The 23,232-nt window shown below is 58.8% G+C and carries 20 protein-coding genes; 4 read left to right on the plus strand and 16 right to left on the minus strand.

Annotated features, from left to right (window positions below; all coding sequences use genetic code 11):
* Positions 1-34: 34 nt before the first annotated feature.
* The 7 genes from NTD85_RS07540 to NTD85_RS07570 all read right to left on the minus strand — a co-directional run bounded on the left by NTD85_RS07540 (position 35) and on the right by NTD85_RS07570 (position 7,636).
* A complete protein-coding gene (locus tag NTD85_RS07540) occupies positions 35-2,224 on the minus strand; it encodes a hybrid sensor histidine kinase/response regulator (RefSeq protein WP_262141856.1) in 2,190 nt (729 codons plus the stop codon).
* A 159-nt stretch (positions 2,225-2,383) separates the two neighbouring features.
* Positions 2,384-3,922 carry a cryptochrome/photolyase family protein gene (locus NTD85_RS07545; protein ID WP_262141857.1) on the minus strand — a complete coding sequence of 513 codons (1,539 nt, stop codon included), beginning with the start codon at positions 3,920-3,922 and terminating at the stop codon, positions 2,384-2,386.
* A 25-nt stretch (positions 3,923-3,947) separates the two neighbouring features.
* Positions 3,948-4,253 carry a DUF6482 family protein gene (locus NTD85_RS07550; RefSeq protein ID WP_003224897.1) on the minus strand — a complete coding sequence of 102 codons (306 nt, stop codon included), beginning with the start codon at positions 4,251-4,253 and terminating at the stop codon, positions 3,948-3,950.
* A gap of 32 nt (positions 4,254-4,285) precedes the next feature.
* Entirely contained in the window at positions 4,286-4,828 is a 543-nt protein-coding gene (locus tag NTD85_RS07555; RefSeq protein ID WP_262141858.1) for a DUF3833 domain-containing protein, read from the minus strand.
* Positions 4,829-4,935: 107 nt separating this feature from the next.
* A complete protein-coding gene (gene folE, locus NTD85_RS07560) occupies positions 4,936-5,496 on the minus strand; it encodes a GTP cyclohydrolase I FolE (protein ID WP_262141859.1) in 561 nt (186 codons plus the stop codon).
* A gap of 241 nt (positions 5,497-5,737) precedes the next feature.
* Complete coding sequence (locus tag NTD85_RS07565; protein ID WP_262141860.1) at positions 5,738-6,862, minus strand: alkene reductase; 1,125 nt, start codon at positions 6,860-6,862, stop codon at positions 5,738-5,740.
* A gap of 96 nt (positions 6,863-6,958) precedes the next feature.
* A complete protein-coding gene (locus NTD85_RS07570; protein WP_262141861.1) occupies positions 6,959-7,636 on the minus strand; it encodes a type 1 glutamine amidotransferase domain-containing protein in 678 nt (225 codons plus the stop codon).
* A 196-nt stretch (positions 7,637-7,832) separates the two neighbouring features.
* On the opposite strand from NTD85_RS07570, the gene NTD85_RS07575 reads away from it, so the two are divergent.
* Entirely contained in the window at positions 7,833-8,426 is a 594-nt protein-coding gene (locus tag NTD85_RS07575; protein ID WP_262141862.1) for a TetR/AcrR family transcriptional regulator, read from the plus strand.
* Between the two features lie 28 nt (positions 8,427-8,454).
* Here NTD85_RS07575 and NTD85_RS07580 read toward each other — a convergent pair whose 3' ends face one another.
* Positions 8,455-9,096 (minus strand): recombinase family protein, encoded by a 642-nt coding sequence (locus NTD85_RS07580; protein WP_262141863.1) that lies wholly within the window; start codon positions 9,094-9,096, stop codon positions 8,455-8,457.
* 318 nt (positions 9,097-9,414) lie between these two features.
* Between NTD85_RS07580 and NTD85_RS07585 the strand changes: the two genes are divergently transcribed.
* Together NTD85_RS07585 and NTD85_RS07590 are read left to right on the plus strand one after the other, a co-directional pair.
* Positions 9,415-10,482 carry a fatty acid desaturase gene (locus tag NTD85_RS07585; protein ID WP_262141864.1) on the plus strand — a complete coding sequence of 356 codons (1,068 nt, stop codon included), beginning with the start codon at positions 9,415-9,417 and terminating at the stop codon, positions 10,480-10,482.
* 54 nt (positions 10,483-10,536) lie between these two features.
* A complete protein-coding gene (locus NTD85_RS07590; protein ID WP_262141865.1) occupies positions 10,537-11,682 on the plus strand; it encodes a serine hydrolase domain-containing protein in 1,146 nt (381 codons plus the stop codon).
* Between the two features lie 50 nt (positions 11,683-11,732).
* On the opposite strand, the gene NTD85_RS07595 is transcribed toward NTD85_RS07590, so the two are convergent.
* Genes NTD85_RS07595 through kdpF form a run of 6 tightly spaced genes read right to left on the minus strand, consistent with a single transcriptional unit; the run spans position 11,733 to position 19,679 of the window.
* Positions 11,733-12,422 (minus strand): response regulator, encoded by a 690-nt coding sequence (locus NTD85_RS07595; RefSeq protein ID WP_103519821.1) that lies wholly within the window; start codon positions 12,420-12,422, stop codon positions 11,733-11,735.
* A complete protein-coding gene (gene kdpD, locus NTD85_RS07600; RefSeq protein WP_262141866.1) occupies positions 12,419-15,118 on the minus strand; it encodes a two-component system sensor histidine kinase KdpD in 2,700 nt (899 codons plus the stop codon). Before kdpD ends, NTD85_RS07595 begins: the two co-directional genes overlap by 4 nt.
* A gap of 22 nt (positions 15,119-15,140) precedes the next feature.
* Positions 15,141-15,713 (minus strand): potassium-transporting ATPase subunit KdpC, encoded by a 573-nt coding sequence (gene kdpC / locus NTD85_RS07605; protein ID WP_262141867.1) that lies wholly within the window; start codon positions 15,711-15,713, stop codon positions 15,141-15,143.
* 15 nt (positions 15,714-15,728) lie between these two features.
* A complete protein-coding gene (gene kdpB / locus NTD85_RS07610; protein ID WP_003224888.1) occupies positions 15,729-17,807 on the minus strand; it encodes a potassium-transporting ATPase subunit KdpB in 2,079 nt (692 codons plus the stop codon).
* Between the two features lie 10 nt (positions 17,808-17,817).
* Complete coding sequence (kdpA, locus tag NTD85_RS07615) at positions 17,818-19,590, minus strand: potassium-transporting ATPase subunit KdpA (RefSeq protein ID WP_262141868.1); 1,773 nt, start codon at positions 19,588-19,590, stop codon at positions 17,818-17,820.
* Entirely contained in the window at positions 19,587-19,679 is a 93-nt protein-coding gene (gene kdpF / locus NTD85_RS07620; RefSeq protein ID WP_003224886.1) for a K(+)-transporting ATPase subunit F, read from the minus strand. Before kdpF ends, kdpA begins: the two co-directional genes overlap by 4 nt.
* 432 nt (positions 19,680-20,111) lie before the next feature.
* Here kdpF and NTD85_RS07625 point away from each other — a divergent pair, with 432 nt between their 5' ends.
* Entirely contained in the window at positions 20,112-21,239 is a 1,128-nt protein-coding gene (locus NTD85_RS07625; RefSeq protein ID WP_262141875.1) for a sensor domain-containing diguanylate cyclase, read from the plus strand.
* A 32-nt stretch (positions 21,240-21,271) separates the two neighbouring features.
* On the opposite strand, the gene NTD85_RS07630 is transcribed toward NTD85_RS07625, so the two are convergent.
* Positions 21,272-21,931 carry a carbonic anhydrase gene (locus NTD85_RS07630; RefSeq protein ID WP_003224876.1) on the minus strand — a complete coding sequence of 220 codons (660 nt, stop codon included), beginning with the start codon at positions 21,929-21,931 and terminating at the stop codon, positions 21,272-21,274.
* Between the two features lie 299 nt (positions 21,932-22,230).
* Positions 22,231-23,148 carry a LysR substrate-binding domain-containing protein gene (locus NTD85_RS07635; protein WP_262141869.1) on the minus strand — a complete coding sequence of 306 codons (918 nt, stop codon included), beginning with the start codon at positions 23,146-23,148 and terminating at the stop codon, positions 22,231-22,233.
* Positions 23,149-23,232 lie beyond the last annotated feature (84 nt).

Here is a 23,232-nt window from a genome sequence, read left to right on the forward strand (position 1 = left end):
ACTCTGTCTGGGGTTATAGCGCCGCAACGGTCGCTCATTCGGATTTCATCGCCATCAGGTCGCTGACCCGCGCTACCAGTGTGTCGACGGCAAACGGCTTGGTCAGCACCTGCATGTCCGGGCCCAACTGACCGGCGCCAATCACCGCGTTTTCTGCGTACCCGGTAATGAACAGGGTCTTTAGATTCTGGCGGATTTCCCGGCCGGCATCGGCGAGTTGTCGGCCGTTCATGCCACCCGGCAAGCCGACGTCGGTGATCAGCAAGTCGATGTGAATGTCCGAGCGCAACATCTTCAGCCCGACCACACTGTCAGCGGCCTCTATCAAGGTGTAGCCCAGATCACCGAGTACATCCGTCAACAACGCGCGCACCGTAGGCTCGTCGTCCACCACCAGAATCGTCTCGCCGGCCTTGGGTAATGCCAACGGAGCAGTATCCCGGTCATCGTGGTTCGGCACCGGTTCACCATGGTAACGAGGCAGGTAGATGCACATCTCGGTGCCATGGCCGACCTGCGAATGCACACGCACCTGGCCACCGGACTGCTTGGCGAAACCGTAAATCATCGACAGCCCCAGCCCCGTGCCCTGGCCCAGCGGTTTGGTGGTGAAGAACGGATCGAAGGCTTTGGCGATGACATCCGCGGTCATGCCGGTGCCGGTATCGGTCACGCACAGGCACAAGTATTGGCCTTCGGGCATGTCCAGCGCGCGGGCAGTCTCGGAGTCCAGCGTACGGTTGGCCGTTTCGATGGTGATGCGGCCGCCATCCGGCATCGCGTCGCGTGCGTTGATGCACAGGTTCAGCAGGGCATTCTCCAACTGGCTGGCATCGACTAGCGTTGGCCAGAGCCCGGGCGCGGCGCGGGTTTCCAGGACGATGCTGGGGCCGACCGTACGCTGGATCAGTTCGGTCATGCCGGTCATCAGCGTGTTGACGTCGGTTGGCCGCGGATCGAGGGTCTGGCGTCTGGAGAACGCCAGCAGACGGTGGGTCAGGGCTGCTGCACGTTTGACCGCGCCCTGTGCGGTCACCATGTACTTGTCGACTTCACCCAATCGGCCTTGGCTGATCCGCGCGCCCATCAACTCCAGCGCGCCGGAAATGCCGGCCAGCAGATTGTTGAAGTCATGCGCCAGGCCCCCGGTCAGTTGGCCGACGGCTTCCATTTTCTGCGACTGCCGCAGTTTCTCTTCGGCTTGCATCAGTTCTGCGGTGCGCGATGACACGCGCTGCTCCAGCGTATCGTTGAGCGCGCGCAACGCGGCGATGGCGCGGTCGCGCTCCGCTTCGACATTACGCCGCTCCTCGACGTCGATCAGCACGCCGGGAAAGCGCAACGGCGTTCCATCATCGGCACATTCAACACGGCCGTTAGCCTCGATCCACTGGTACTTGCCGTCCGCACGGCGCACACGGTACTGATGGGAATAGGCGCCACCACGACCGATGGCTTCGCTGATCGCGGTGGTCAGTCCATCGCGGTCTTCGGGATGCACGGTCGCCATCACTTGCTCGAGACTCAGCCCTTCACGGCCCAGCCCCGGATCGAGGTCAAACACCCGGGCGAACGCTTCATCCACCGCGAAACGGTCGGTGGGCAGGTCCCAGTGCCAGGTGCCGATAATTGCGCCTGCCGCGAGCGCCAGTTGCACACGCTCGACGTTCTCCCGGGCAATCGCCTCGCTGGCACGCAAGCGCTCCTGGGCATCGCGCCGCTCAGTGACGTCGTTGAACAGGATCGCGATCTGCCGGTCGGCCGGATCGCCGACACGCACCGCGCGCACGTCGAACCAGCGTTCAAAGGTGTTGGCGTAGTTCTCGAAGTTCGCCGGCTCCCCGGTCTTGGCCACGTGACCGTAGGTTTCGAACCAGAAGCTTTCCAGATTGGGCGCGAACTCTGTCACCCATTTGCCGCGCAGGTTGACCCCGCACTGGCGTTCGAATGCCGGGTTGGCTTCGACGAAGTAGTAGTCGACGGGTTTATCTTCGGCGTCGAATTTGACCTTGACGATGGCGAACGCCGATTCGATGGTTTCCAGAATGGTGATGAAGCGTGCCTCGCTGCGGGCGAGCGCATCCCGACTGGCTTGCAGTTGCGCTGCCATGTCGCGATCGAGGTCAACGACCGGTGTGTCGACCTGAGTGCTCTGAAGCGCCGCGCGCAATCGCCTTACCTCTGACTCAAGCGCTTCGCGACTAAGGTGTTCAAGGGTATCCATGTGACCTGCTTTGTTGAATTTTCAGGGTCTGGCTTCATAGAGCGCGTAGGCACAACATGAGCAGTGGACGTTGCGCTCGCAGGCGACTCGAGCGCCGATCATCCGTTGACCGGGCGCGTTGTGCTTAAGTTTCACCACCCGCGCAAGCGAGCGTTCATTTCAGATCGATTCGCCATTATCCAGGCGGGCCAACAGGTTCTGCCCGCGCTGCCAGAGCGCGTCCTGCTTGGCTTGCGGCATGCGGTCCAGGTTCTTGTACATCATCGCCATGCGCTGATTGCCGCGCAGCAGATCACCGTGGCGCATCAGGAAATGCCAGTACAACGCATTGAACGGACAGGCATTGTCCGCCGTGCTTTCGCTGACCTTGTAGGCGCAACCTCGACAGTAGTCGGACATGCGATTGATGTATTGGCCACTGGCGCAATAAGGTTTGGAACCGAGATAACCGCCATCGGCGTGCATGACCATGCCCAGCGTGTTGGGCAGCTCGACCCAGTCGAAGGCGTCCATGTAGATCGCCAGGTACCACTCACAGATCTGGCTCGGCGCGATGCCGGCGAGCAGGGCAAAATTGCCGGTGACCATCAGCCGCTGAATGTGATGCGCGTAGGCATGCTGCAGACTCTGGCCGATGGCTTGGCGCATGCAGTTCATCTTTGTAGCACCGGTCCAGTAGAACTCAGGCAATGGCCGGCTGTTGCCGAATGCATTGCCCAGTGCGTAGTCCGGCATTTTCAGCCAGTACACGCCTCGCACATATTCACGCCAGCCGATCAGTTGCCGAATGAAGCCTTCGGCCGCATTCAGCGCAATCCTTCCTGACCAATAGGCCGATTCGACATCGCTGCACAGCTGTCGCAAATCCAACAGGCCAATGTTGAGTGCGGCGCTGATCCGCGCATGAAACAGGAACGGTTCATCACTGGCCATGGCGTCCTGGTAGTCGCCGAATCCTGCCAGACCATAATCCAGAAAGTATGCCCACAGCGCCTGCGCGTCGGCATGGGTGACCGGGTAGTTGAAGTCGTCGAGTGCGCCGTAGTGCTGACTGAAGCGCGCCTTCACCAACGCAAGCACTTCACGGGTGATGGCGTCGTTGCTGAAGCGGGCCGGGTAGGGCGCCTTCACGCCTTTGGGCAGGGCCTTGCGATTCTCCGCATCGAAGTTCCACGCGCCGCCCACCGGCGTGCCGTCGCCGTTGAGCAGCAAGCGACTCTTGCGGCGCATCTCGCGATAGAAGAACTCCATGCGCAACTGCTTTTTGCCGGCAGCCCAAGCCGCAAACTCGGCACGACTGCACAGAAAACGCGTGTCGGCGTGCCAATAAACGGGCAGACCACAGTCCTTGATCGACTGCTCCAGTCGCCAGTCCCCGCACTCGGTGATGTGCACTTCCTCGGCCTGCAGCCGCTGTTGCCAACGGTGTAATTCCCCCGGCACTGAACCGCTGTTGTGCGGATCATCCAGGGTCACATATTCGACACGAACGTCCTGGTCTCGCAGAGCCTGTGCGAAATGACGCATGGCGCTGAAGATCAGGGCAATTTTTTGCGGGTGGTGCGGCACATGGCTGGCTTCTTCCATGACCTCGACCAGCAGCACGGTGTCGCGCTCGCTATCAAGTGCCTGCAATGAAGTCAGGTCGAAGGACAACTGATCGCCCAGCACCAGGCACAACCGACGATTCTGGTTCATTCAGTGCGATCCGGCAGCATTCGTTTCATAACGGTGTGGTCAGCGAAAACGGAATGCGCAGTTCTTCGACCGGGTCTGCATCACGCCCGCACATTTCGTCGTGCACGCATTGCTGCACCAGCACGCAGGGGAATGCCGGCACGGTCTGCAACAAGTCACGCAGATGGGTGATCGAGCGCAGGTGCATCGGTTTCGCCGCGTCGTCGAGCAAGGTGAACTGGCCGTGATCCAGGCGGATGCGGGCCAGGTAAAAACCACCTTCAAGCGACAGCAGTTCCAGCTCACGTATTTCGCTGTTGGCCGCACGCTCGGTCAGGGTTTGCAGATTCATGCTTCACTCCTTGCCTATCAATTCAGCACTGTTCATTGGTTTTCCCCCGCGCCCTGGCGACGGAAGAACAAGGTCACCTGGCCGACTTCAACACCGAGCTTGGACATGCTGGTGCGGTTGATCAGCGTGTCCTCGTCCATCTGGTACATCCAGTCGTCCATGCTCATTTCATAGGTCGAGCCATCGACCGGCAGATTCAGGTGATAACGCCAGTGCAACGCATTGCCGGCGACCTGGCCTGTGGCGACACCCACCACGTCACCCGCACGACCGCTCCAGCGTCCCTGGCCCTCCGGCGTCAGGGTCCAGACGCGACGTTGGCGCGTGCCGTCGCTGTACAGGAAGTGCTCATCGAGAATCAGGTTGTCGCCTTCACGATGGCTGACGATGTTGACCTCGAACCGCTTGACCACTTCCCCGGAGCGCTTCTGAAACATCCCCCAGGCTTTCACGGGTTTGCTGAAAAAGCGCTGCAGATCCAACGCCGGTTGCTGATCCGCATAGCGGGCGACATCCACGCTGCCGCAGCTTGCAACGCCGAGTACCAGAGCCAGTAAGAGCACAAGTCGGGCCATTGCCGTTCTCCCTGAGTGCACAGGTATGGAGGGTGAAGTTGGGAATATCGTGCTTGTACAGTGGGTTTGCCGTGTACAGGTTTATCGCACCTGTCGAGGGTCGGAAATCAACTTCGCCGCCCGATCAATTGCAGGAACTCCTGGCGCGTCGTGGAGCTGTCACGGAAGGCGCCGAGCATCACCGATGAAGTCATGATCGAGTTCTGCTTTTCCACGCCGCGCATCATCATGCACATGTGTCTTGCTTCAATGACCACGGCCACACCGGCGGCATCGGTGATCTGCTGGATCGCCTCGGCGATTTGCCGGGTGAGGTTTTCCTGGATCTGCAGGCGACGGGCAAACATGTCCACCACGCGCGCTACCTTCGACAGCCCCAGCACTCTGCCGGTGGGGATGTACGCCACGTGCGCCTTGCCGATGAAGGGCAGCATGTGGTGCTCACACAAGGAATAGAGCTCGATGTCACTGACGATGACCATCTCATCGCTCTGCGACTCGAACAGGGCGCCGTTGGTGACGACTTCAAGGCTCATCGTGTAGCCATTGCACAGATACTGCATCGCTTTGGCCGCACGTTTGGGCGTATCCAGCAGGCCTTCACGCTCGGGGTCTTCGCCGACGCCGATGAGGATTTCACGGTAATGGCTGGCAAGTAGTGGGTTCATTCAGGGTGCTCGCGGCGGTGCTGTGCGTGAGGGCCAATCCATAGCGGAAGAGTTGTACGCAATGAAGTGCTTTGTATAGGTTTTATTCAAGATAGGCTGAAAAAATCCACCTGACAATGAATCGGAGATCTTTTTTGTGCAGATGCGAGAACCTCACATCGCAGCGCGTGAGGTTGCGGGTGTAGCGGGGAGAAGAGGATGCGCTCCCGGGGAAATGGGAGCGCGGTGCGAATTGGCTGAATTATTCGCTGTAGGTCGGGTAATCCACATAGCCTTCGGCATTGCCGCCGTAGACCGTGGCGGGATTCAACGGATTGAGCGCCCAGTCATTGGCGATGCGCGCCGGCAGGTCCGGGTTGGCCATGAACGGACGACCGAAAGCCACCAGATCGGCCAGTCCCGACTCAAGCAATTGTGCGCCGGACTCAGCGTTGTAGCGCCCGGCATAGATGATCGCGCCACTGAAGGTGTCGCGCACTGCACGGCGGAAGGTCTGCGGCATCACGGGCGCGTCGTCCCAGTCAGCTTCAGCGATTGACAGGTAGGCAATGCCCACACCCTCAAGCACCTTGATCGCTTCGATATAAGTGGTGTGCGGGTCTTCTTCCACCATGCCCAGATAGGTTCGCGCTTCATCGGTGGTGGTGAACAATGGCGCGAACCGCACGCCGACTTTCTCCTTGCCGATGCACTCGGCGACACCCGATACCACTTCGCGCAGAAAACGCAGGCGGTTGTGCAGCGAGCCACCGTACTGATCGGTGCGCACATTGCTGTGGGCAGAAATGAACTGGTTCACCAGATAGCCGTTGGCACAGTGCAGTTCGATCCCGTCGAAGCCGGCGTCCATCGCATTGCGCGCCGCCTGAATATAAAGCTGAACCAGTTCCTGGACTTCATCGGTGCTCAGCGCTCGCGGCGCGGAGGGTGTAACCAGCTCGCCAGCACCCGGCGCGGTTTCGATGAATACGCTGACACGCTCGGTGGCGATGGCAGAAGCTGAAACGGGTGCCGCGCCATCGGGCTGCAACGCGGTGTGGGACACACGTCCGACGTGCCAAAGCTGCGCGAATATCACGCCGTCCTTTGCATGAACCGCTTCGGTGACTTTGCGCCATCCGGCAATTTGTTCAGGGGTATGAATGCCAGGCGTCCAGGCGTAGCCCTGACCACGAGGCTCGATCTGCGTACCTTCGGTGACCAGCAGACCGGCGCCGGCGCGTTGCTGGTAATACTCGGCCATCAACGCGTTGGCGACATTACCCGGTTGTGTGCTGCGCTGGCGGGTGAGGGGAGGCAGGACGATGCGGTTTTTCAAGGTGTGCAGGCCCAGGGTGACGGGGGTGAAGTAAGGGCTGTTTTTCATGTAATTCCTGTTCTGGCCTTATTAGACCAGTCGACTAGTAATGCGGTAAAAAAAACACCGTGCGTCACGCGCACGGTGTCTGGGGCGCTGGAGGGCTCAGGCCAACAGTTTCAGCAGTTTTTCAGCGACGGCTGCCGAGCTGGCAGGGTTTTGACCGGTCACCAGTTGACCATCGGTCACCACGTGAACCTGCCAGTCAGCCACTTTGGAGTAACGCCCACCGAGACGCTGAAATTCGTCCTCGATCAGGAACGGCACGACATCCGTCAGGCCCACAGCGGCTTCTTCAGCATTGGTGAAACCGGTGACGTCCCGGCCTTGAATCAACGGTTTGCCGTCGGCAGCAACGACGTGACGCAGAACGCCCGGTGCATGGCAGACAAAACCGTGAGGTTTGTTGCTGCGGTCGAAGGCTTCGATCAAGGCGATCGAGTGTTGGTCTTCGGCCAGATCCCACAGCGGGCCATGGCCACCGGGATAAAACACGGCATCGAAATCGTCAGCGCTGACATCCGCCAGGCGCCCGGTATTGGCCAGCGCCTGTTGGGCAGCAGGGTCCTTGCGGAAGCGGTCGGTTTCAGCGGTCTGTGCATCGGGCTCATCACTTTTCGGATCGAGCGGTGGCTGGCCGCCGGCCGGCGATACCAGGGTGATCTGCGCGCCGGCATCCTTGAAGGCGTAGTAGGGGGCCGCGAACTCTTCGAGCCAGAAGCCGGTTTTCTTGCCGGTGGTGCCAAGCTGATCGTGGGAAGTCAGAACCATCAAGATTTTCATAGAGCGCCCTGTGTTGGTCTGGTGTCCTCGACGGGTTCGTCTGCGACACCTTGGAAGGAGTGACGGGCACAGAATAGATTTATATTAGACCGGTCGTCTAGTAAATTTTTACGGCCGTGTTCCCGAGCGGTCACTGTGGCAAACTGCTGCTCATCAGAAATATACGACTGGTCTAATGTTTGGTATTTTGCGCCCCATGAAACCGACCTACGACGATACCCGCCAACACTTGCTCGACACCGGCCACCGCATGATGGCCGAAAAGGGCTTCACCAGCGTTGGCCTGAGCGAGATCCTGCAGACCGCCGGCGTGCCCAAAGGCTCGTTCTATCACTATTTCAAATCCAAAGAACTCTACGGGCAGGCGCTGCTCGAGGATTACTTTGTCGGCTACCTCGCAGACATGGAACGACGCCTGACCCTGCCTGGGCTCAACGCTTATGAGCGGCTGATGGATTACTGGCAGGGCTGGCAGAATCGTTGCACCCTGGAAGGCCATGGCGATGAGTGCCTGGTGGTGAAGTTGAGTGCGGAGGTCGCCGACCTGTCCGAGTCAATGCGACTCACGCTGCGAGATGGTGCCGAGCGCATCGTTGCGCGTATCACGACGTGCCTGGAAGAAGGGCAACTGGATCAAAGTCTGCCGGATACCGACGCTCGCCAACTGGCAGAAACCCTTTATCAACTCTGGTTGGGCGCCAGTTTGTTGAACAAGCTGCAGCGAACGGGACAATCGTTGCAGACGTCGATGTTGATGACGAAGCGGCTTCTGGACAACAAAGGCTTATAGCGATTTAGCCACGCGCACGCCTGCATCGTTACGAGCAGGCCGAGTGGTCGGCTTCGCCATGATCTCTGTCCTCAGTTGCAATACGCTGACGACCGTCTGAACCGTTGTGAATGGAATTCAAGTACCGATAAAGCGTCTGACGGCTGATATCAAAGTCACGCGCCAATTTGGATTTACTTTCTCCGGCGCGGGCTCGGTGAATTAAGCTGACAACCTGATTGTCAGACAGTTTTTTCTTGCGACCTCTGTAGGATCCGCGAATCTTTGCGGTGGCAATTCCTGCTGCCTGCTTTTCCCTCGTCGCATTGCGCTCAAACTCTGCGAGCCGCTCCATTACCGTAATGATGGGTTCCACAACTTCAAGGCAGTCGTGCCGGAAAATCAGGTTTTCTTGAAGAAACTCCAGCGTTACCTGCTTTTCAATCAACCGGCGAATGATGGTGCACAGTTGCTCGGTACTGGTAGTGAGCGATGCCATGCTGTCCACTACCACAGTGTCCCCGCATTGTATGTAGCGAATCAGCCTTTCAAGGCCTGCGCGATTCACGCCATTGTCTGCTGCGTTATCGCAAAACGCTGCGTCAAATACATCTTGGCTCGTTAGTTTCTCTAACGTGTCCTTGGAATTTGCTAGAGAAAGCCGGAAATATCTGATGCGGTGCAGTCTCATGGTGCCTCCTTGGCAATACTTGTACGCAGTCCTTCTGAACTTGTACAAGCTGTAACTAAATTATTAATTCCTTACACAAATAACTGTAACGCTGAACCCGCCCAAAATACACAGTTGCAAAGACCTGAACTTACCTTATTATTTTGAAGCCTGGAATGATTCTAGCAATTTTTTTGAAAACAGTCGGCTTCGCATCTCTTGAATGAAGTGCGTGAACTCGCGCACCTAACTTGAATGCCTGGTTTTTAGCGTTCAAACCACTGATTTGTCCGGCTTGACGAGGCTGGCAATACCCCGACGCAAGCAGAGGATGAATTGATGAATGTCTTGAAGAAAGCCATCGAAATTGATCGCCTGAATACCGATCAGGAAAAAATTGATGAAGTAACCCGGCGAATTACCGAACACGGAAATTACCTGCGCAAGCGCTATCCGCTCCTGCAGTATCAGAATGCTCTGGGGGCGAGTGTCATGGCGTTTTCCCTAGTGGGGATGGCCGTTACGGGAGGTCTCTACCTGAAGGGTTTTATCCCAGGATGGACGTGTATTTTAATCAATGCGCTGCTGACTTCGTTCATTCATGAAATCGAACATGATTTGATCCATCGTCTTTATTTCAGAAAACACCCGCTGGCCCATAATGCCATGATGTTTTTGTGCTGGCTGGCCCGGCCGGGAATGCCCAGCCCCTGGTTAAGACGCGATCTGCATTTTCATCATCATAAGGAATCCGGAACTGCTTCGGATGTCGAGGCGTGGATCACGACCAGCGGCAACCCTTGGGGAATACTGCGGTTATTGAAACTGATCGATGGATTTTTTTTTGGTTTTCTAAATGCGGTTTTAGCGCCGGGATGGCGGCAAAAGGTAAGATTGTTAGGCAAGATTATTCGACTCAATACACCGTTCGGTCTGTTGTATTGGGGATGCTGGTATGTATTCCTCGGCTACCATCTGTATATCGGACTTGGGTCAGTCATGGGGGCGGAAGTATACAGTTCTGCCGCGACGCTGGAATTAATGGATGTCGTCAATAGTGCAGTGGTCATCCTTATTGCGCCAAATATGATACGGCAGTTCTGCCTGTTCTTTATTAGTTCAAATATGCACTATTATGGTGACGTTGCTCCGCGCAATGCGTTACAGCAAACACAGGTAATGAACCCTTGGTGGTTGTGGCCGTTTCAGATGTTCTGCTTCAACTTCGGCAGCACTCACAGCATTCACCATTTCGTTGTGCGAGACCCGTTCTATCTGCGTCAGATGACGGCACCTTATGCGCATAAGGTCATGGCAGAGGCGGGGGTCAGATTCAATGACTTTGGCACTTACAAACGGGCGAATCGTTTTTCCATGGAGCATTCTCAAACCCGGTCGCGTGGTTGAGTTCCTTCACAAACATCATTTGTTTGAAGCATTTCAAAGACGAGGATTCCTGATATGAGAGCGCAAGGGATGTGTGCGAAGCCGTTCGAAGCGGTCAAGCAAGCTTTCGAGGACATGTTTGATGATCCGCAGGAGCGTGGGGCCGGACTCTGCGTGCAGGTAGGCGGAGAAATGGTTGTCGACCTCTGGGCCGGCATGGCGGATCTGGAGGGCACGAAGCCTTGGGCCCGCGATACGCTCGCCAATACCTTTTGCGTCATAAAACCCTATGTCGCCGTGGCGGTTCTGATGTTGGTCGAGCAGGGCAAGCTGGAGCTGGATGCGCCCGTGGCCCGTTACTGGCCTGAGTTCGCCCAAAGCGGGAAAGCAAAGGTCACCTTGCGTCAGGTAATGAACCACACCGCAGGCCTGCCGGCGCTGCGAACACCCGACCATAACGCCAGGATGTATGACTGGGAGCACATGGTGCAGGTCTTGGCGGCCGAGCCGCTTTGGTGGGAACCGGGAACAGACCTGGGGTACGGCACCACCACCTTCGGCTGGATTCTCGGTGAGTTGATTCGTCGGGTGGACGGACGAGATCCATGCGTCTTTATCCACGAGGAGATTCTGGATCCCCATGACCTTGACGTTCACCTTGGCGTGGACGAAAAACACTTTCACCGTATCGCGCGATTCGACAGTGCCACGGGGCGAGTCGGGGACCCTTACTCGCAAGCGTTGCGCACAGTGCTGAAAAGCGAGCCATCGCACATCGCGACATTCGCCTTCACCAACCCCGGAATGGTACCTAGACGAACCAGTGACCCGCGCTGGTGGGCCTATCGGCAACCGGCTGTATGCGCACATGGGACGGCTCACGGCCTGGCCGGTTTTTATAGTGCATTACTGGCGGGAAACTTTATCGGTCGCGAACTGCTCAGTGAGTTCACTCGAGAGCACAGTCATGGCATGGATCGGGTGTGGATGCGCCCAATGCGTTACGGATTGGGCTGCATGCTGGAGCAGCAACGCGATCCCGCGGCTTCCCACGCAATGGGCCCGGGCACCTTTGGTCATATCGGCCTTGGCGGCCCGATCAGTTTCGCCGATCCCGAAACGCAAGTGAGCTTCGGTTTTGTCACCACGACGTCGGGCAGTCATTCGATGATTGATCCGCGCCCTGGCCGGTTGTCATCCCTCGTGTATGCGGCGCTCTGAGCGAGAAAGCAGACGTCCCACAATGATCGCTGATCAGCAACTGGCCCATTTCAAGGAATAAAGCGATAACCCACCCCTGTTTCCGTCACCAGATGCCGTGGCTGGGACGGATCCACCTCGACTTTTTTGCGCAAACCGCCCATGAATACACGCAAGTAAGGGGTGTCGGTGGTATGCGAGGGGCCCCATACCGCCTTCAGTAATTGCAGGTGGGTCAGGACCCGATCAGGGTGTGAGCACAGATGCACCAGCAAGCGGTATTCCAGCGGGGTCAGATGCAATGGCGCGCCGTTGCGTTCGACGACACGTCGTTCAACATCAATGCGCACTTCGCCGAAGCTGAACACCGAGTTGTTTTCGGCATCCTTGGCTTGTCTGCGCAGCAACGCCCGGACGCGGGCCAGAAGCTCTCCGGTGCCAAACGGCTTGACCAGATAATCGTCGGCACCGGTATCCAGGGCCAGGATCTTGTCGGACTCCGCTCCGCGCGCCGACAGCACGATGATGGGCACCGGTGACCAGTTGCGCACATCGCGAATCAGATCGATACCGTCCCCGTCGGGCAAGCCAAGGTCGAGCACGATCAGATCGGGGCGGCGCGTTCCCGCGTCGACGAGACCTCGGTGAAAGGTGTCGGCCTCATGCACTTCCAGACCTTCGGCTTGCAGAGCCATACGCACGAATCGGCGTATTTCCTTCTCGTCTTCAATGATCAGAACACGGGGCAATGATTCGCTCATGGCTGCTCCTCGTCACTGCGTTGCGCAAGGGTTTCGATATCCGGCGGCGTTTCAAGGGGCAGGCGCAAGGTAAAACAGGCTCCGCCTTCAGGCCGCGTCACGCCTTCGATCGTCCCGCCATGGGCGTGCGCAACGGCCCTGCAGATGGCCAGGCCCAAACCGACACCGGGGATCGCACTTTCTTTTTTGCCGCGCATGAATTTGTTGAAAATGTCCTCTTCGTGGCCGTAGGGCAAGCCCGGCCCCTTGTCGGCCACCCAAAGCTCGAAGTGATCTGACGTGGCCCTGGCCCCCAGATCGATTGGGGTGTTGCTCGGAGTGTATTTGATGGCGTTCTCGATCAGGTTGATCAGGATGCGCTCGATCAGCACCGCGTCGATGAAAACGGGGGGCAGATCGTCGTCCAGTGCGACGTGCACCGACCGTTTGCCGAGCGTCGGCGCAATGGCTCGCAGCGCGCTACCGACCACGTCTTCAATCAGCTGCCACTGGCGATTCAACTGGACCTTGCCAGACTCGAGGCGGGCCATGTCCAGCAGGTTGTTGACCAGCGTGTTCATGCGCAGCGCCGATTCGCCCACGGCGCTGGCGATCTCGGCTGCTTCGGCGGGCAGGGGCGGATGAGTCAGCTTGAGCGCTTCGGCCAACCCGACCATCACCGAAAGCGGGGTTCGCAGATCGTGAGAGATGGCTGACAGCAACGAATTGCGCAGCCGTTCGGACTCCATTTGCACCGTGGTGTCCTGGGCGACGTGAATGTAGTGAATGCGCTCCAGCGAAATCGCCAGCAGGGAGGCGCAGGTGTCGAGCAGTCGTCGCTGCTCCGGTACCACCAGTCGCGTGGTATCGCGCGGTTGCACCGCCAGCACCCCGCGTACGCGCATGGGCGCCGAGAGCGGCAGGTACAGGGTCGGGCTGGAGGGCAGGGTGTCGGTGCCGTACCCGGCCGGTTCGGATTTGTCGAATGACCACTGGGCGATCGCAACGTCCACCAGTGGCGCCTCCCCGGTGATCAGCGGTGCCGCCAGCTTGTCGTGGTCATCGGCGACCAGCAGTGCCGAGCGGGCGCCGAATTCGGCGGAGAGAAATCGCGCGCCGATCTCGGCAACTTGTTCGGTCATCAGTGCCGCAGACAACAAGCGCGACATGTCATACAGCGCACGCATCCGGTCTTCGCGTCGCTGCGCAACCCGCGCCTGATACGTCAGGCCCGCAGTCATCTGGCCGATGACCAGGGCTACGACGAGCATGACGCTGAAGGTCACCAGATATTGAGCGTCAGCGAAGGCGAACGAAAAGCGCGGCGCGACAAAGAAAAAGTCGAACGAAGCCACCGAGACAAACGCCGCCAGAATCGCCGGGCCGCGCCCCAGGCGAACCGCCACCGCGACCACCGCGAGCAGGAAGACCATGACGATATTGGCTTGCTCGAACACATGCAGCATGGGCAACGCAATCACGGTCGTCGCCGCGCAGATCAGCACGCTCCAGGCATAGTCGCGCCAGACGACAGGGCCGCTGCCGGTCTGGGTGCGAGTCTCGGTTGGCGCGTGTCGGTTGGCCGGAAGCGAGATTTGAATCACATCAAAGTCAGCGCCCAGCTCACCGATGCGCTCGGCCAGCGCTTTGCGCCAGAGTCGCCGCCGAGGATGTTCGTCGCGGCCCACCACGACTTTCGAGAGATTGTACTGCCGGGCATATTTGACCAGTGTTTCGGCGATGTCCTGACCGGCCAGCGTGGCGATCTGTGCGCCCATCTCCTGCGCCAGCTTCAGGGTTGCCAGCATCCGCCGCCGCTTGGTCTCGGGCAGGCGCTGCAAGGCAGGCGTTTCGACGGTCACGGCGTGCCACGGCACATTCAACTGAGCCGCCAGACGGGCTGTTGAACGAACGATTTTCTCGGCCTGTTCATGCGGGCTCACGCAAGCGAGCAATGAGTCGCGCGTGCCCCAGACCGGTTTCACCGAACTGCTTTGGCGGTACTGCAGCATGTCGCTGTCGACGCGGTCTGCCGTGCGACGTAGCGCCAGTTCGCGCAGGGCAATCAGGTTGCCTTTGCGAAAAAAGTTCTGCACCGCGCGCTCGGCCTGTTGCGGCAGGTAAACCTTGCCTTCCTTCAAGCGCTGCAACAGATCATCGGGCGGCAAGTCGACGATGACCACTTCGTCGGCGTTGTCGAAGACATGGTCGGGCACGGTCTCCCAGACACGAATGCCAGTGATGCCGCCAACAATGTCGTTGAGGCTTTCCAGGTGCTGGACGTTCATGGTTGACCAGACATCGATCCCGGCGCTCAGCAACTCCTCAACGTCCTGCCAGCGTTTTGGATGACGGGAACCGACCACGTTGGAGTGGGCCAGTTCGTCAATCAGGATCAACCGGGGATGACGCTCAAGTGCAGCATCCAGGTCGAACTCGGTGACGGTACGCTGCTTGTCGACAACCTGTTTGAGCGGCAGCCGATCAAGCCCTTCGGTCAGCGCCTCAGTGTCGGCGCGACCGTGGGTTTCGATCACGCCAATCAGCACCGTGCTGTCCTGCAGTTTGACCGCATGCGCAGCAGCGAGCATGGCGTAAGTCTTGCCCACCCCGGCGCTGGCACCGAAGAAGATCTTCAAGCGGCCACGTTCGGCTTGCGCGGCTTCATCGCGAATCCGCGCCAGCAGCAGGTCGGGGTCAGGGCGTTGGTCGGCCATCAGGCTCACCGTGTGTCAGCGTTCAATGAGCGGCGTCGAGTGCCAGGTTCAGAGCGAGGACATTGACCCGTGGTTCGCCGAGAAATCCGAGGAGCGGGGTTTCCGACTGTTCAGCGATCAACTGATCAACCCGTGCAATGGGCAGGTTGCGCGCCCGTGCAATCCGGTTCGCCTGATACTTTGCGGCGGCAATGCTGATGTGCGGATCCAGCCCACTGGCGGAACTGTAGACCAGGTCGGCGGGGATCGTCGCGGTATTGCCCGGATCGGCGGCGTGCAGGGCGTCGATCCGGCCTTTCACCGCGTCCATCAATGCCGGATTCAGTGGCCCCAGATTGGAGCCGCCCGAGGCCTGTGCGTTATACGGCATGGGGCTGGTGGCAGACGGTCTGCTCCAGAAGTATTTCGGGTCACTGAAGCCTTGACCGATCAACAGCGAACCCACGGGTTTACCGTCTCTTTCGATCAGGCTGCCAGAGGCTTGCGCTGGAAAAACCAGTTGCGCGATGCCCGTGGTCAGCAGCGGATAAGCCAGGCCGGTGATCAGTGACAGCGCAATCAACAGGGTCAACGCCGGACGCAGTAGAGATGTCATGACAGTAATCCTCGCTTAAACCAGGCCGACGGCGGCCAGTGCCATGTCGATGATCTTGATGCCGATGAAGGGCACGATCACGCCGCCCAGCCCATAGATCAGCAGGTTGCGGCGCAACAGCAGGGCCGCACCGACCGGGCGGTACTTCACGCCTTTGAGGGCCAGCGGAATCAGGAAAATGATGATCAGCGCGTTGAAGATCACCGCCGACAGCACCGCCGAATTCGGGCTGGTCAGCCCCATGATGTTCAGCGCGGCGAGCTGCGGGTAGGTGGTGACAAACGCGGCGGGGACGATGGCGAAATACTTGGCGATGTCGTTGGCAATCGAGAAGGTCGTCAGCGAACCCCGTGTCATCAGCATCTGCTTGCCGGTTTCCACCACCTCAATCAATTTGGTCGGGTTACTGTCCAGATCGACCATGTTCCCGGCTTCCTTCGCCGCTTGTGTTCCGGAGTTCATCGCCACGGCAACGTCGGCCTGCGCCAGTGCCGGCGCGTCGTTGGTGCCGTCGCCGGTCATGGCCACCAACCGGCCTTCAGCCTGATAGCGGCGGATCAGTTCGAGTTTCTGCTCGGGCGTGGCTTCGGCAAGAAAGTCATCGACCCCGGCTTCGGCGGCAATGGCTGCTGCGGTAACGCGGTTGTCGCCGGTGACCATCACGGTCTTGATGCCCATGCGCCGCAGTTCGACAAAGCGCTCCTTGATGCCGCCCTTGACGATGTCCTTGAGCTCGATCACGCCCATCACTTTCGCGCCGTCGGCCACCACCAAGGGTGTGCTGCCGCGACGGGACACTTCTTCAACGATCGCTTGCACCGCTTCGGGAAAGTGTCCGCCCAGACTCTGTACATGGCGCAGGACTGCTTCGCCGGCGCCTTTGCGCAGTTGCCGCTCGCCGAGGTCGACGCCGCTCATGCGGGTCTGCGCGGAAAAATGCACGAAGTGCGCGTCGAGGGCGGCGATGTCCCGTTCACGCAGGTTGAAGCGCTGTTTGGCCAGCACCACGATGCTGCGTCCTTCGGGGGTTTCATCGGCCAGCGAAGCCAACTGGGCGACGTCGACCAGATCCGCTTCCTTGACGCCTGGTGCCGGCAGGAACGCCGAAGCGTGGCGGTTGCCCAGGGTAATGGTGCCGGTTTTGTCGAGCATCAATACATCGACATCACCGGCGGCTTCCACGGCGCGCCCGGAGGTGGCAATCACGTTGGCCTCCATCATGCGGCTCATGCCCGCCACGCCCACGGCCGACAGCAGTCCGGCAATGGTGGTGGGAATCAGGCAGACCAGCAGCGAGATCAGCACCGTTATCGACACCGGCACGCCGGACTTCGCCACTGCAACGCTGTACAGCGAGAAGGGCAGCAGCGTTACCGTTACGCCGAGGAACACGATGGTCAGCGCCACCAGCAGGATCGACAGGGCGATTTCATTGGGGGTCTTTTGTCGCTTGGCGTTTTCGACCATGGCGATCATGCGATCAACAAAGGTTTCGCCGGGGTCGGCGGTCACGCGTACGACGATCCAGTCCGAGAGCACCCGGGTGCCGCCGGTGACGGCGGAGAAGTCGCCGCCACATTCGCGGATCACCGGGGCCGACTCACCCGTAATGGCTGACTCATCCACCGAGGCTGCGCCTTCGATCACCTCACCGTCGGCGGGGATCATCGAGTCGGCCAGATCGCCGGCCTCCACCAGCACCATATCGCCTTTGCGCAGATCGCTTGATTGCGCCAATTGCCATTCGGAACCGTAGCGCGGTTCGCGCAGTTTCTTCGCCCAGGTTTCCTTTTTCAGGTTACGCAGGGACGCCGCTTGCGCCTTGCTGCGGCCTTCGGCCAGGGCTTCAGCGAAGTTGGCGAACAATACGGTGAACCACAGCCACAGGGCGATGGCGAGGATGAAACCGCTGCCGGCCTCACCGTGGCCGCGCAGAGCCTGAACCCATAGGGCAGTGGTGATAATCGCGCCGATGTAGACGACGAACATCACCGGGTTGCGCCACTGGATTTTCGGACTGAGTTTACGCAGGGACTCGACCATGGCCGGGGCCAGCAGTGTCGGGTCGAACAAGGAGAACGATTTGCGAGTCATGGCCGTGGTCTCACTTGATCATCATGAAGTGTTCGACGACTGGCCCCAACGCCAGGGCCGGCACGTAGTTCAACAAACCGACCAGCAGCACCGTGCCGATCAGCAGCACCACGAACAGCAGTCCATGCGTGGGCATGGTGCCGCCGGTCACGGCCAGACGTTTCTTCGCCGCCAGGCTGCCAGCCACCGCCAGTACCGGTACGATCACCCCAAAGCGCCCGAACCAGACAGCAATCCCCAGCATCACGTTGTAGAACGGGGTGTTGGCCGACAGGCCGGCGAAGGCGCTGCCGTTGTTGTTGGCTGCTGAAGTGAAGGCGTAGAGGATTTCCGAGAAGCCATGGGCGCCGGGGTTGGCTACTCCCAGTTGCCCGGCCTCGGCCATGACCGCAATCGCGGTGCCGAACAACACCAGCAACGGCGTTGCGAGGATCGCGATGGCGACCATCTTCATTTCGTAGGCTTCGATCTTTTTGCCCAGGTACTCGGGCGTCCGGCCAATCATCAGCCCGGCGATGAACACCGCGAGAATGGCGAACACCAGCATGCCGTAGAGGCCCGATCCGGTACCGCCAAACACCACCTCACCCAGTTGCATCAAAATCAGCGGCACTGCGCCGCCCAGTGGCGTCAACGAGTCGTGCATGGTGACCACGGCGCCACAGGATGCTGCGGTGGTGATCGCGGTGAACAGGCTCGAGGCGCTGATGCCGAAGCGCAGTTCCTTGCCTTCCATGTTGCCCGCCGCCGTATCGATTCCCAGGCCCGAGAATTGTGGGTTGCCCAGTTGCTCGTAATGCGTGACCGCCACCACCGCGATCACGAAGATGATCGTCATCGTCGCAAGCAACGCCCAGCCTTGCCGGATGTCACCGACGATGTGGCCGAAGACAAAGCACAGCGCCGTCGGGATCAGGAAGATGGCGAGCATCTGAAAGAAGTTGCTCAGGGCTGTCGGGTTCTCGAAAGGGTGGGCCGAGTTGGCATTGAAGAACCCGCCGCCGTTGGTGCCGAGCATCTTGATGGCTTCCTGCGAAGCGACAGGGCCCATCGCGATGGTCTGCTTGTCGGTGCTGGCCGCTGTGGTCAGAGGATTGCCTTTGGCGTCGAGGCTTGGCTGCCCGGCGTCATTGAGCACCGGCGCCTGGTATTGCATGACCTCCATCGTCGTGACTTGTTTGTAAGGTTGAAGATTCTGGATCGCGCCCTGGCTGACGAAGAACAGCGCGAAAATCAGCGACAGCGGCAGCAACACCCACAAGGTGACACGGGTCAAGTCGACCCAGGCGTTGCCGATGCTGGCGGCGCTGTGGCGAGCGAATCCGCGAATCAGCGCAACCGCCACCACGATGCCGGTGGCCGCCGACAAGAAGTTTTGCACGGTCAAGCCGAGCATCTGAGTCAGGTAACTCAGCGTCGCCTCGCCGCTATAGCCTTGCCAGTCGGTGTTGGTGACGAAACTGGCAGCGGTGTTGAACGAAGAGTCGGGCGTCACCGCACCAAATCCCTGGGGATTGAACGGCAGCACACCCTGCAGTCGCTGCAGCGCGTAAACCGCCAGCATGCCCAGCGCGTTGAACACGATCAGCGCGAGGGCGTATTGCAGCCAGCTCATTTGTGCTTCAGCACTGACGCCGGCCAGTCGATACAGCGGCGACTCGATGCGTGAGCCGAGGCTAAACCGGCCCTCCATCACTGCGGTCAACCAGCGCCCGAGTGGCCAGGCCAGAACCGCCAGCACCAGCAGAAAGACTCCGAGCAGAGTCCAGGCTTGAGTGGTCATAGGAAGTCCTCCGGGAGCAGAAGCGCGGCAACCAGATACACCAGCAAACCGGCGGCGATGATGCCGCCAAACACATAGAACCCTGTCATGACCGCCTCCTGTTGAGCGCCGCACAACCGCGTGCCAGCCCGATCAAGCTGATGAAAAACACTGCACCGAGTATCAAATAGACGAAGTCCATGGCGTTTCCTCCCGTGTTGAGGAAAGCCTAAGCGTGAGCCTGGAAAGTTGTTAAAAGGACTGGAGGCAGGGGTATAAAGATCTTATAAAAAGCGTTATTCGCCTTGCTCGGTTAGAAGTCCGGTCGCCATCGCGATCGAATTCATGGCAGTGGTGACGCCAGTCGACTGGCGAGGAGGGCGGCCCTTGGTTCTCTCCCTATACTGAATCTCTGACGCCGAACCTTGGCCGCCACCGATGCTTCAGGTAAAGATCGCAGGATTTGCAGGTTCTCGATTGTTTGCGCTGGTGGCGAGGTGCCACAATTTGTCCTGTCGATTCATCATGTTCAGGCGGACTCAATGGATGATCTTGAGCTAAGAAGTGATCAGGGCTCGGAAATAGCCGAACAAGTTCGAACCGATCGCTTGCAGCAGTTATTTCGGCAATCCGGCGCTGCCGTTTTCGGCAGTTACATGGCGGCAATCCTTCTTTGCTGGCTGTGTTGGGATCGGTTTGATCACGGTGTGGTTATCGGTTGGATAGCGGTATTAACGCTGTCGACGTTGCTGCGTATCTCAATGTTCATTGGCTATTTTCATAGCCACGTCCGTGAACGCACGCCACAGCGTTGGGAGCGCAGATACTGGTGCACGCTTATGTTGTCTGCAGGGATATGGGGGGCGGGCGCACTCGCGGTCATACCGGTCGACGACCTGTTGGCTCAGGCGGTGGTCATGCTCTTCACTGTCGGTATGTCTGTCAGTGCGGTGTCGTGTTACTCGGCTTACAGGAACATGACGATGGTCTCCATCGGACTGGTTTTGTTGCCGTGCTCCATATGGCTGCTGTTTCAACCGTCAACGTTGCAGGTCGGCATGGCGCTCGCGGTTTTTGTGTTCGCATCGTTTGTAGCCAGCGCCACGCGCAAGATGTCCGATGCCCTGGAAACTGCATTTCGCTTGACCCGAGAGTTGGAGCGGGAAAACCGGCTTTCTGTCAGAGCCGCCAGAACCGATGAGCTGACCGGCCTGAAGAATCGCCGTGCGTTTTTCGATGATGCTGATCAGCTTTACCGTGAATGCAAAAGCAAGGGTTCCGTGCTGTGCGCAGTCATGCTCGATATGGATCACTTCAAGCACATCAACGACTCTTACGGTCACCAGGTGGGGGATCAGGTGCTGCGTCAGGTGGGGGCGGTGATCACTGCATCTATCCGTGAAACCGATGTTCATGGTCGACTGGGAGGCGAGGAGTTCGCTATTTTGCTTCCTGACACCACACTGGACGTCGCCATGAGCATTGCCCAGGAACTGATCCAGGCCATCTCCAGACTCAAGGCTGAGCCAGCTGATCGCATAACCGCCAGCCTTGGCGTAGCGTCATCGGACTTTAACGAAGAAAGCCTTTCTAGCTTGATGAACAATGCAGACAGAGCGCTGTACAAAGCCAAGTCGTATGGACGAAATCAAGTTGCTGTCGCGGATTGATGGGCTGTTGCGACCTTGGGAGACGCCCACTATCACATCTGTCTGCCGTTACGCGCTGCAATCGCAACGGTGGTCGGCGAATCAGCAAGTGGAACGAATTGTCGTGTCGCGCCATCAAGTGCATCGATGCATCCCGCCTCGATGTCGTAAACCCAGCCGTGCAGATTCATGCGCCCTTGCTCGAGCGCGAGGGCCACGGATGGATGTGTGCGCAGGTTCGCCAGTTGCGCGATCACGTTTTCGCGCACGAGGCCGTCGAGCTTTGCGCGGGGCGTGTCGAACTCGTGCGCCGCGTTAATCGCTTTCGCGGCGTCCGCGTGACGTAACCAATTAGCAACTGCCGGAAGGTGATCCAGGCACGTGCAGCGTGAAATCGCGCCCATCGCCCCGCAGTCCGAATGGCCGCAGATCACAATGTCCTGTACGCCAAGCACGGCGACCGCATATTCGACGGTAGCCGACACACCGCCCGGTTCAGGGCCATAAGACGGCACAATGTTGCCGGCGTTGCGAATCACGAACAGTTCACCGGGTTCACGCTGCGTAAGGAGTTCCGGCACAACACGACTGTCTGAACAGGTGACGAACAACGCCTTCGGATTTTGTGCCGTCGCGAGCTGCTTGAACAGCTCGACGCGTTGCGGATAAACCTCGCGCTGAAAGCGCAGAAAGCCGTCAATAATGTCACGCATGAAGTCCTCCAAACCCAAGTAGCGGATGTGGGCACGAGCACTCGATATGCCTTCGCGCCGCTGTGGTCGGCATTATCGCAGACGTCGCACATGTTGGCAGTACTGGATGTTTCCAACAATGTTGCTTGGCCACCGGTAAAGCGCTCATTCGCTCGCAAAAAGGTACCCTGAAGATCGGCGCGTTGCATGTGTATGACCCCGCGCTGAAGCTGTCCGCTGCACCTGCTTTAAGCAAGTGTTATGTAACTTATCGCAATGCGCTGCTTCGCAATAGGCGGGCAGCGTTTAAAGTAAGCCGCTTAATCATTCTTCCAGAATTGATTCCGGTGCATCAAATCACTCACCCAATCGGTGACCGCTCTGACGCGAGCGGACAAGTGCCGAGTATACGGATAGACCAGTGAAAGGGTAATCGCCTCTAACCTCCAATCCGGTAGAACCTCGGTCAATAGCCCCTGGTCAATGAGCGGTTGTGCTTCCGCCCGCGGTACGAAAGCGATTCCCAGTCCGGCAACCGTAGCCGCGGTATAGGCGCTGCCGTTGTTAAAGTACATCGACACCGGTACATCCAGGTTGAATGCTTCGTCATCACGAAACATGGTGGGAAGGTACCGTCGGTTGTTAGCGGAAAATCTGTAGCCCAAATTACGATGTTGGAATAAATCGTCCGGCGCTGAAAGGCTGGGGGCTTCTCGCAAATAGTGAGGAGAAGCACAGAGTGCCAGTTGAACTTGCCCGATGATCTTGCAGACCAGGTTTGGGTCCGTTACGACGCCGCCTCTGATCGCGCAATCAATTCCCTCCTCTACTAGATCCACTACCCGATCGCTACAGCCGATATCCAGATGGATATTGGGGTATTGCACGGTAAATTCACGCAGTGCCGGTACAACTAAAAGCAAGCCTACCGCTGCTGGCATTTCAATGTGCACCCGGCCACGCGCAGCGCTGCGGCTCAACGAAACGGAAGCCTCCAGATCATCAACATCTTCTAGAACGGCTCTGGCACGCAGGTAGTACGCAGCTCCTTCAGTAGTGGGGGAGACCTTTCTGGTGGTACGGTGCAGCAGCTTGATTCCCAGCAGCAATTCCAGGGTCTGGATTTGTCCCGAAACGGTCGTTTTCGCTAGCCCCAACGACTCGGCGGCGCCGCCGAAGCTCCCTATCTCGACGATCCTGCAGAATGCCCGCATTGCTTCCAGTCGATCCAGCGCCATTGTCCGAGTTCTCGTAATATCAATCCGATTTTAGCTAGATTATATCGATCTTACGCTCGAGTAAACTGCGCAGCCTTGGCCGGC

Origin of the sequence: Pseudomonas sp. 13B_3.2_Bac1 (assembly GCF_025466205.1) — a bacterium.
GTDB lineage: Bacteria > Pseudomonadota > Gammaproteobacteria > Pseudomonadales > Pseudomonadaceae > Aquipseudomonas > Aquipseudomonas fluorescens_H.

Excerpts from the sequence above, each read along its gene's own strand:
- NTD85_RS07540 (WP_262141856.1), bottom strand. The coding sequence starts at position 2,224 with ATGGATACCCTTGAACACCTTAGTCGCGAAGCGCTTGAGTCAGAGGTA.
- NTD85_RS07545 (WP_262141857.1), bottom strand. The coding sequence starts at position 3,922 with ATGAACCAGAATCGTCGGTTGTGCCTGGTGCTGGGCGATCAGTTGTCC.
- NTD85_RS07550 (WP_003224897.1), bottom strand. The coding sequence starts at position 4,253 with ATGAATCTGCAAACCCTGACCGAGCGTGCGGCCAACAGCGAAATACGT.
- NTD85_RS07555 (WP_262141858.1), bottom strand. The coding sequence starts at position 4,828 with ATGGCCCGACTTGTGCTCTTACTGGCTCTGGTACTCGGCGTTGCAAGC.
- folE (WP_262141859.1), bottom strand. The coding sequence starts at position 5,496 with ATGAACCCACTACTTGCCAGCCATTACCGTGAAATCCTCATCGGCGTC.
- NTD85_RS07565 (WP_262141860.1), bottom strand. The coding sequence starts at position 6,862 with ATGAAAAACAGCCCTTACTTCACCCCCGTCACCCTGGGCCTGCACACC.
- NTD85_RS07570 (WP_262141861.1), bottom strand. The coding sequence starts at position 7,636 with ATGAAAATCTTGATGGTTCTGACTTCCCACGATCAGCTTGGCACCACC.
- NTD85_RS07575 (WP_262141862.1), top strand. The coding sequence starts at position 7,833 with ATGAAACCGACCTACGACGATACCCGCCAACACTTGCTCGACACCGGC.
- NTD85_RS07580 (WP_262141863.1), bottom strand. The coding sequence starts at position 9,096 with ATGAGACTGCACCGCATCAGATATTTCCGGCTTTCTCTAGCAAATTCC.
- NTD85_RS07585 (WP_262141864.1), top strand. The coding sequence starts at position 9,415 with ATGAATGTCTTGAAGAAAGCCATCGAAATTGATCGCCTGAATACCGAT.
- NTD85_RS07590 (WP_262141865.1), top strand. The coding sequence starts at position 10,537 with ATGAGAGCGCAAGGGATGTGTGCGAAGCCGTTCGAAGCGGTCAAGCAA.
- NTD85_RS07595 (WP_103519821.1), bottom strand. The coding sequence starts at position 12,422 with ATGAGCGAATCATTGCCCCGTGTTCTGATCATTGAAGACGAGAAGGAA.
- kdpD (WP_262141866.1), bottom strand. The coding sequence starts at position 15,118 with ATGGCCGACCAACGCCCTGACCCCGACCTGCTGCTGGCGCGGATTCGC.
- kdpC (WP_262141867.1), bottom strand. The coding sequence starts at position 15,713 with ATGACATCTCTACTGCGTCCGGCGTTGACCCTGTTGATTGCGCTGTCA.
- kdpB (WP_003224888.1), bottom strand. The coding sequence starts at position 17,807 with ATGACTCGCAAATCGTTCTCCTTGTTCGACCCGACACTGCTGGCCCCG.
- kdpA (WP_262141868.1), bottom strand. The coding sequence starts at position 19,590 with ATGACCACTCAAGCCTGGACTCTGCTCGGAGTCTTTCTGCTGGTGCTG.
- kdpF (WP_003224886.1), bottom strand. The coding sequence starts at position 19,679 with ATGACAGGGTTCTATGTGTTTGGCGGCATCATCGCCGCCGGTTTGCTG.
- NTD85_RS07625 (WP_262141875.1), top strand. The coding sequence starts at position 20,112 with ATGGATGATCTTGAGCTAAGAAGTGATCAGGGCTCGGAAATAGCCGAA.
- NTD85_RS07630 (WP_003224876.1), bottom strand. The coding sequence starts at position 21,931 with ATGCGTGACATTATTGACGGCTTTCTGCGCTTTCAGCGCGAGGTTTAT.
- NTD85_RS07635 (WP_262141869.1), bottom strand. The coding sequence starts at position 23,148 with ATGGCGCTGGATCGACTGGAAGCAATGCGGGCATTCTGCAGGATCGTC.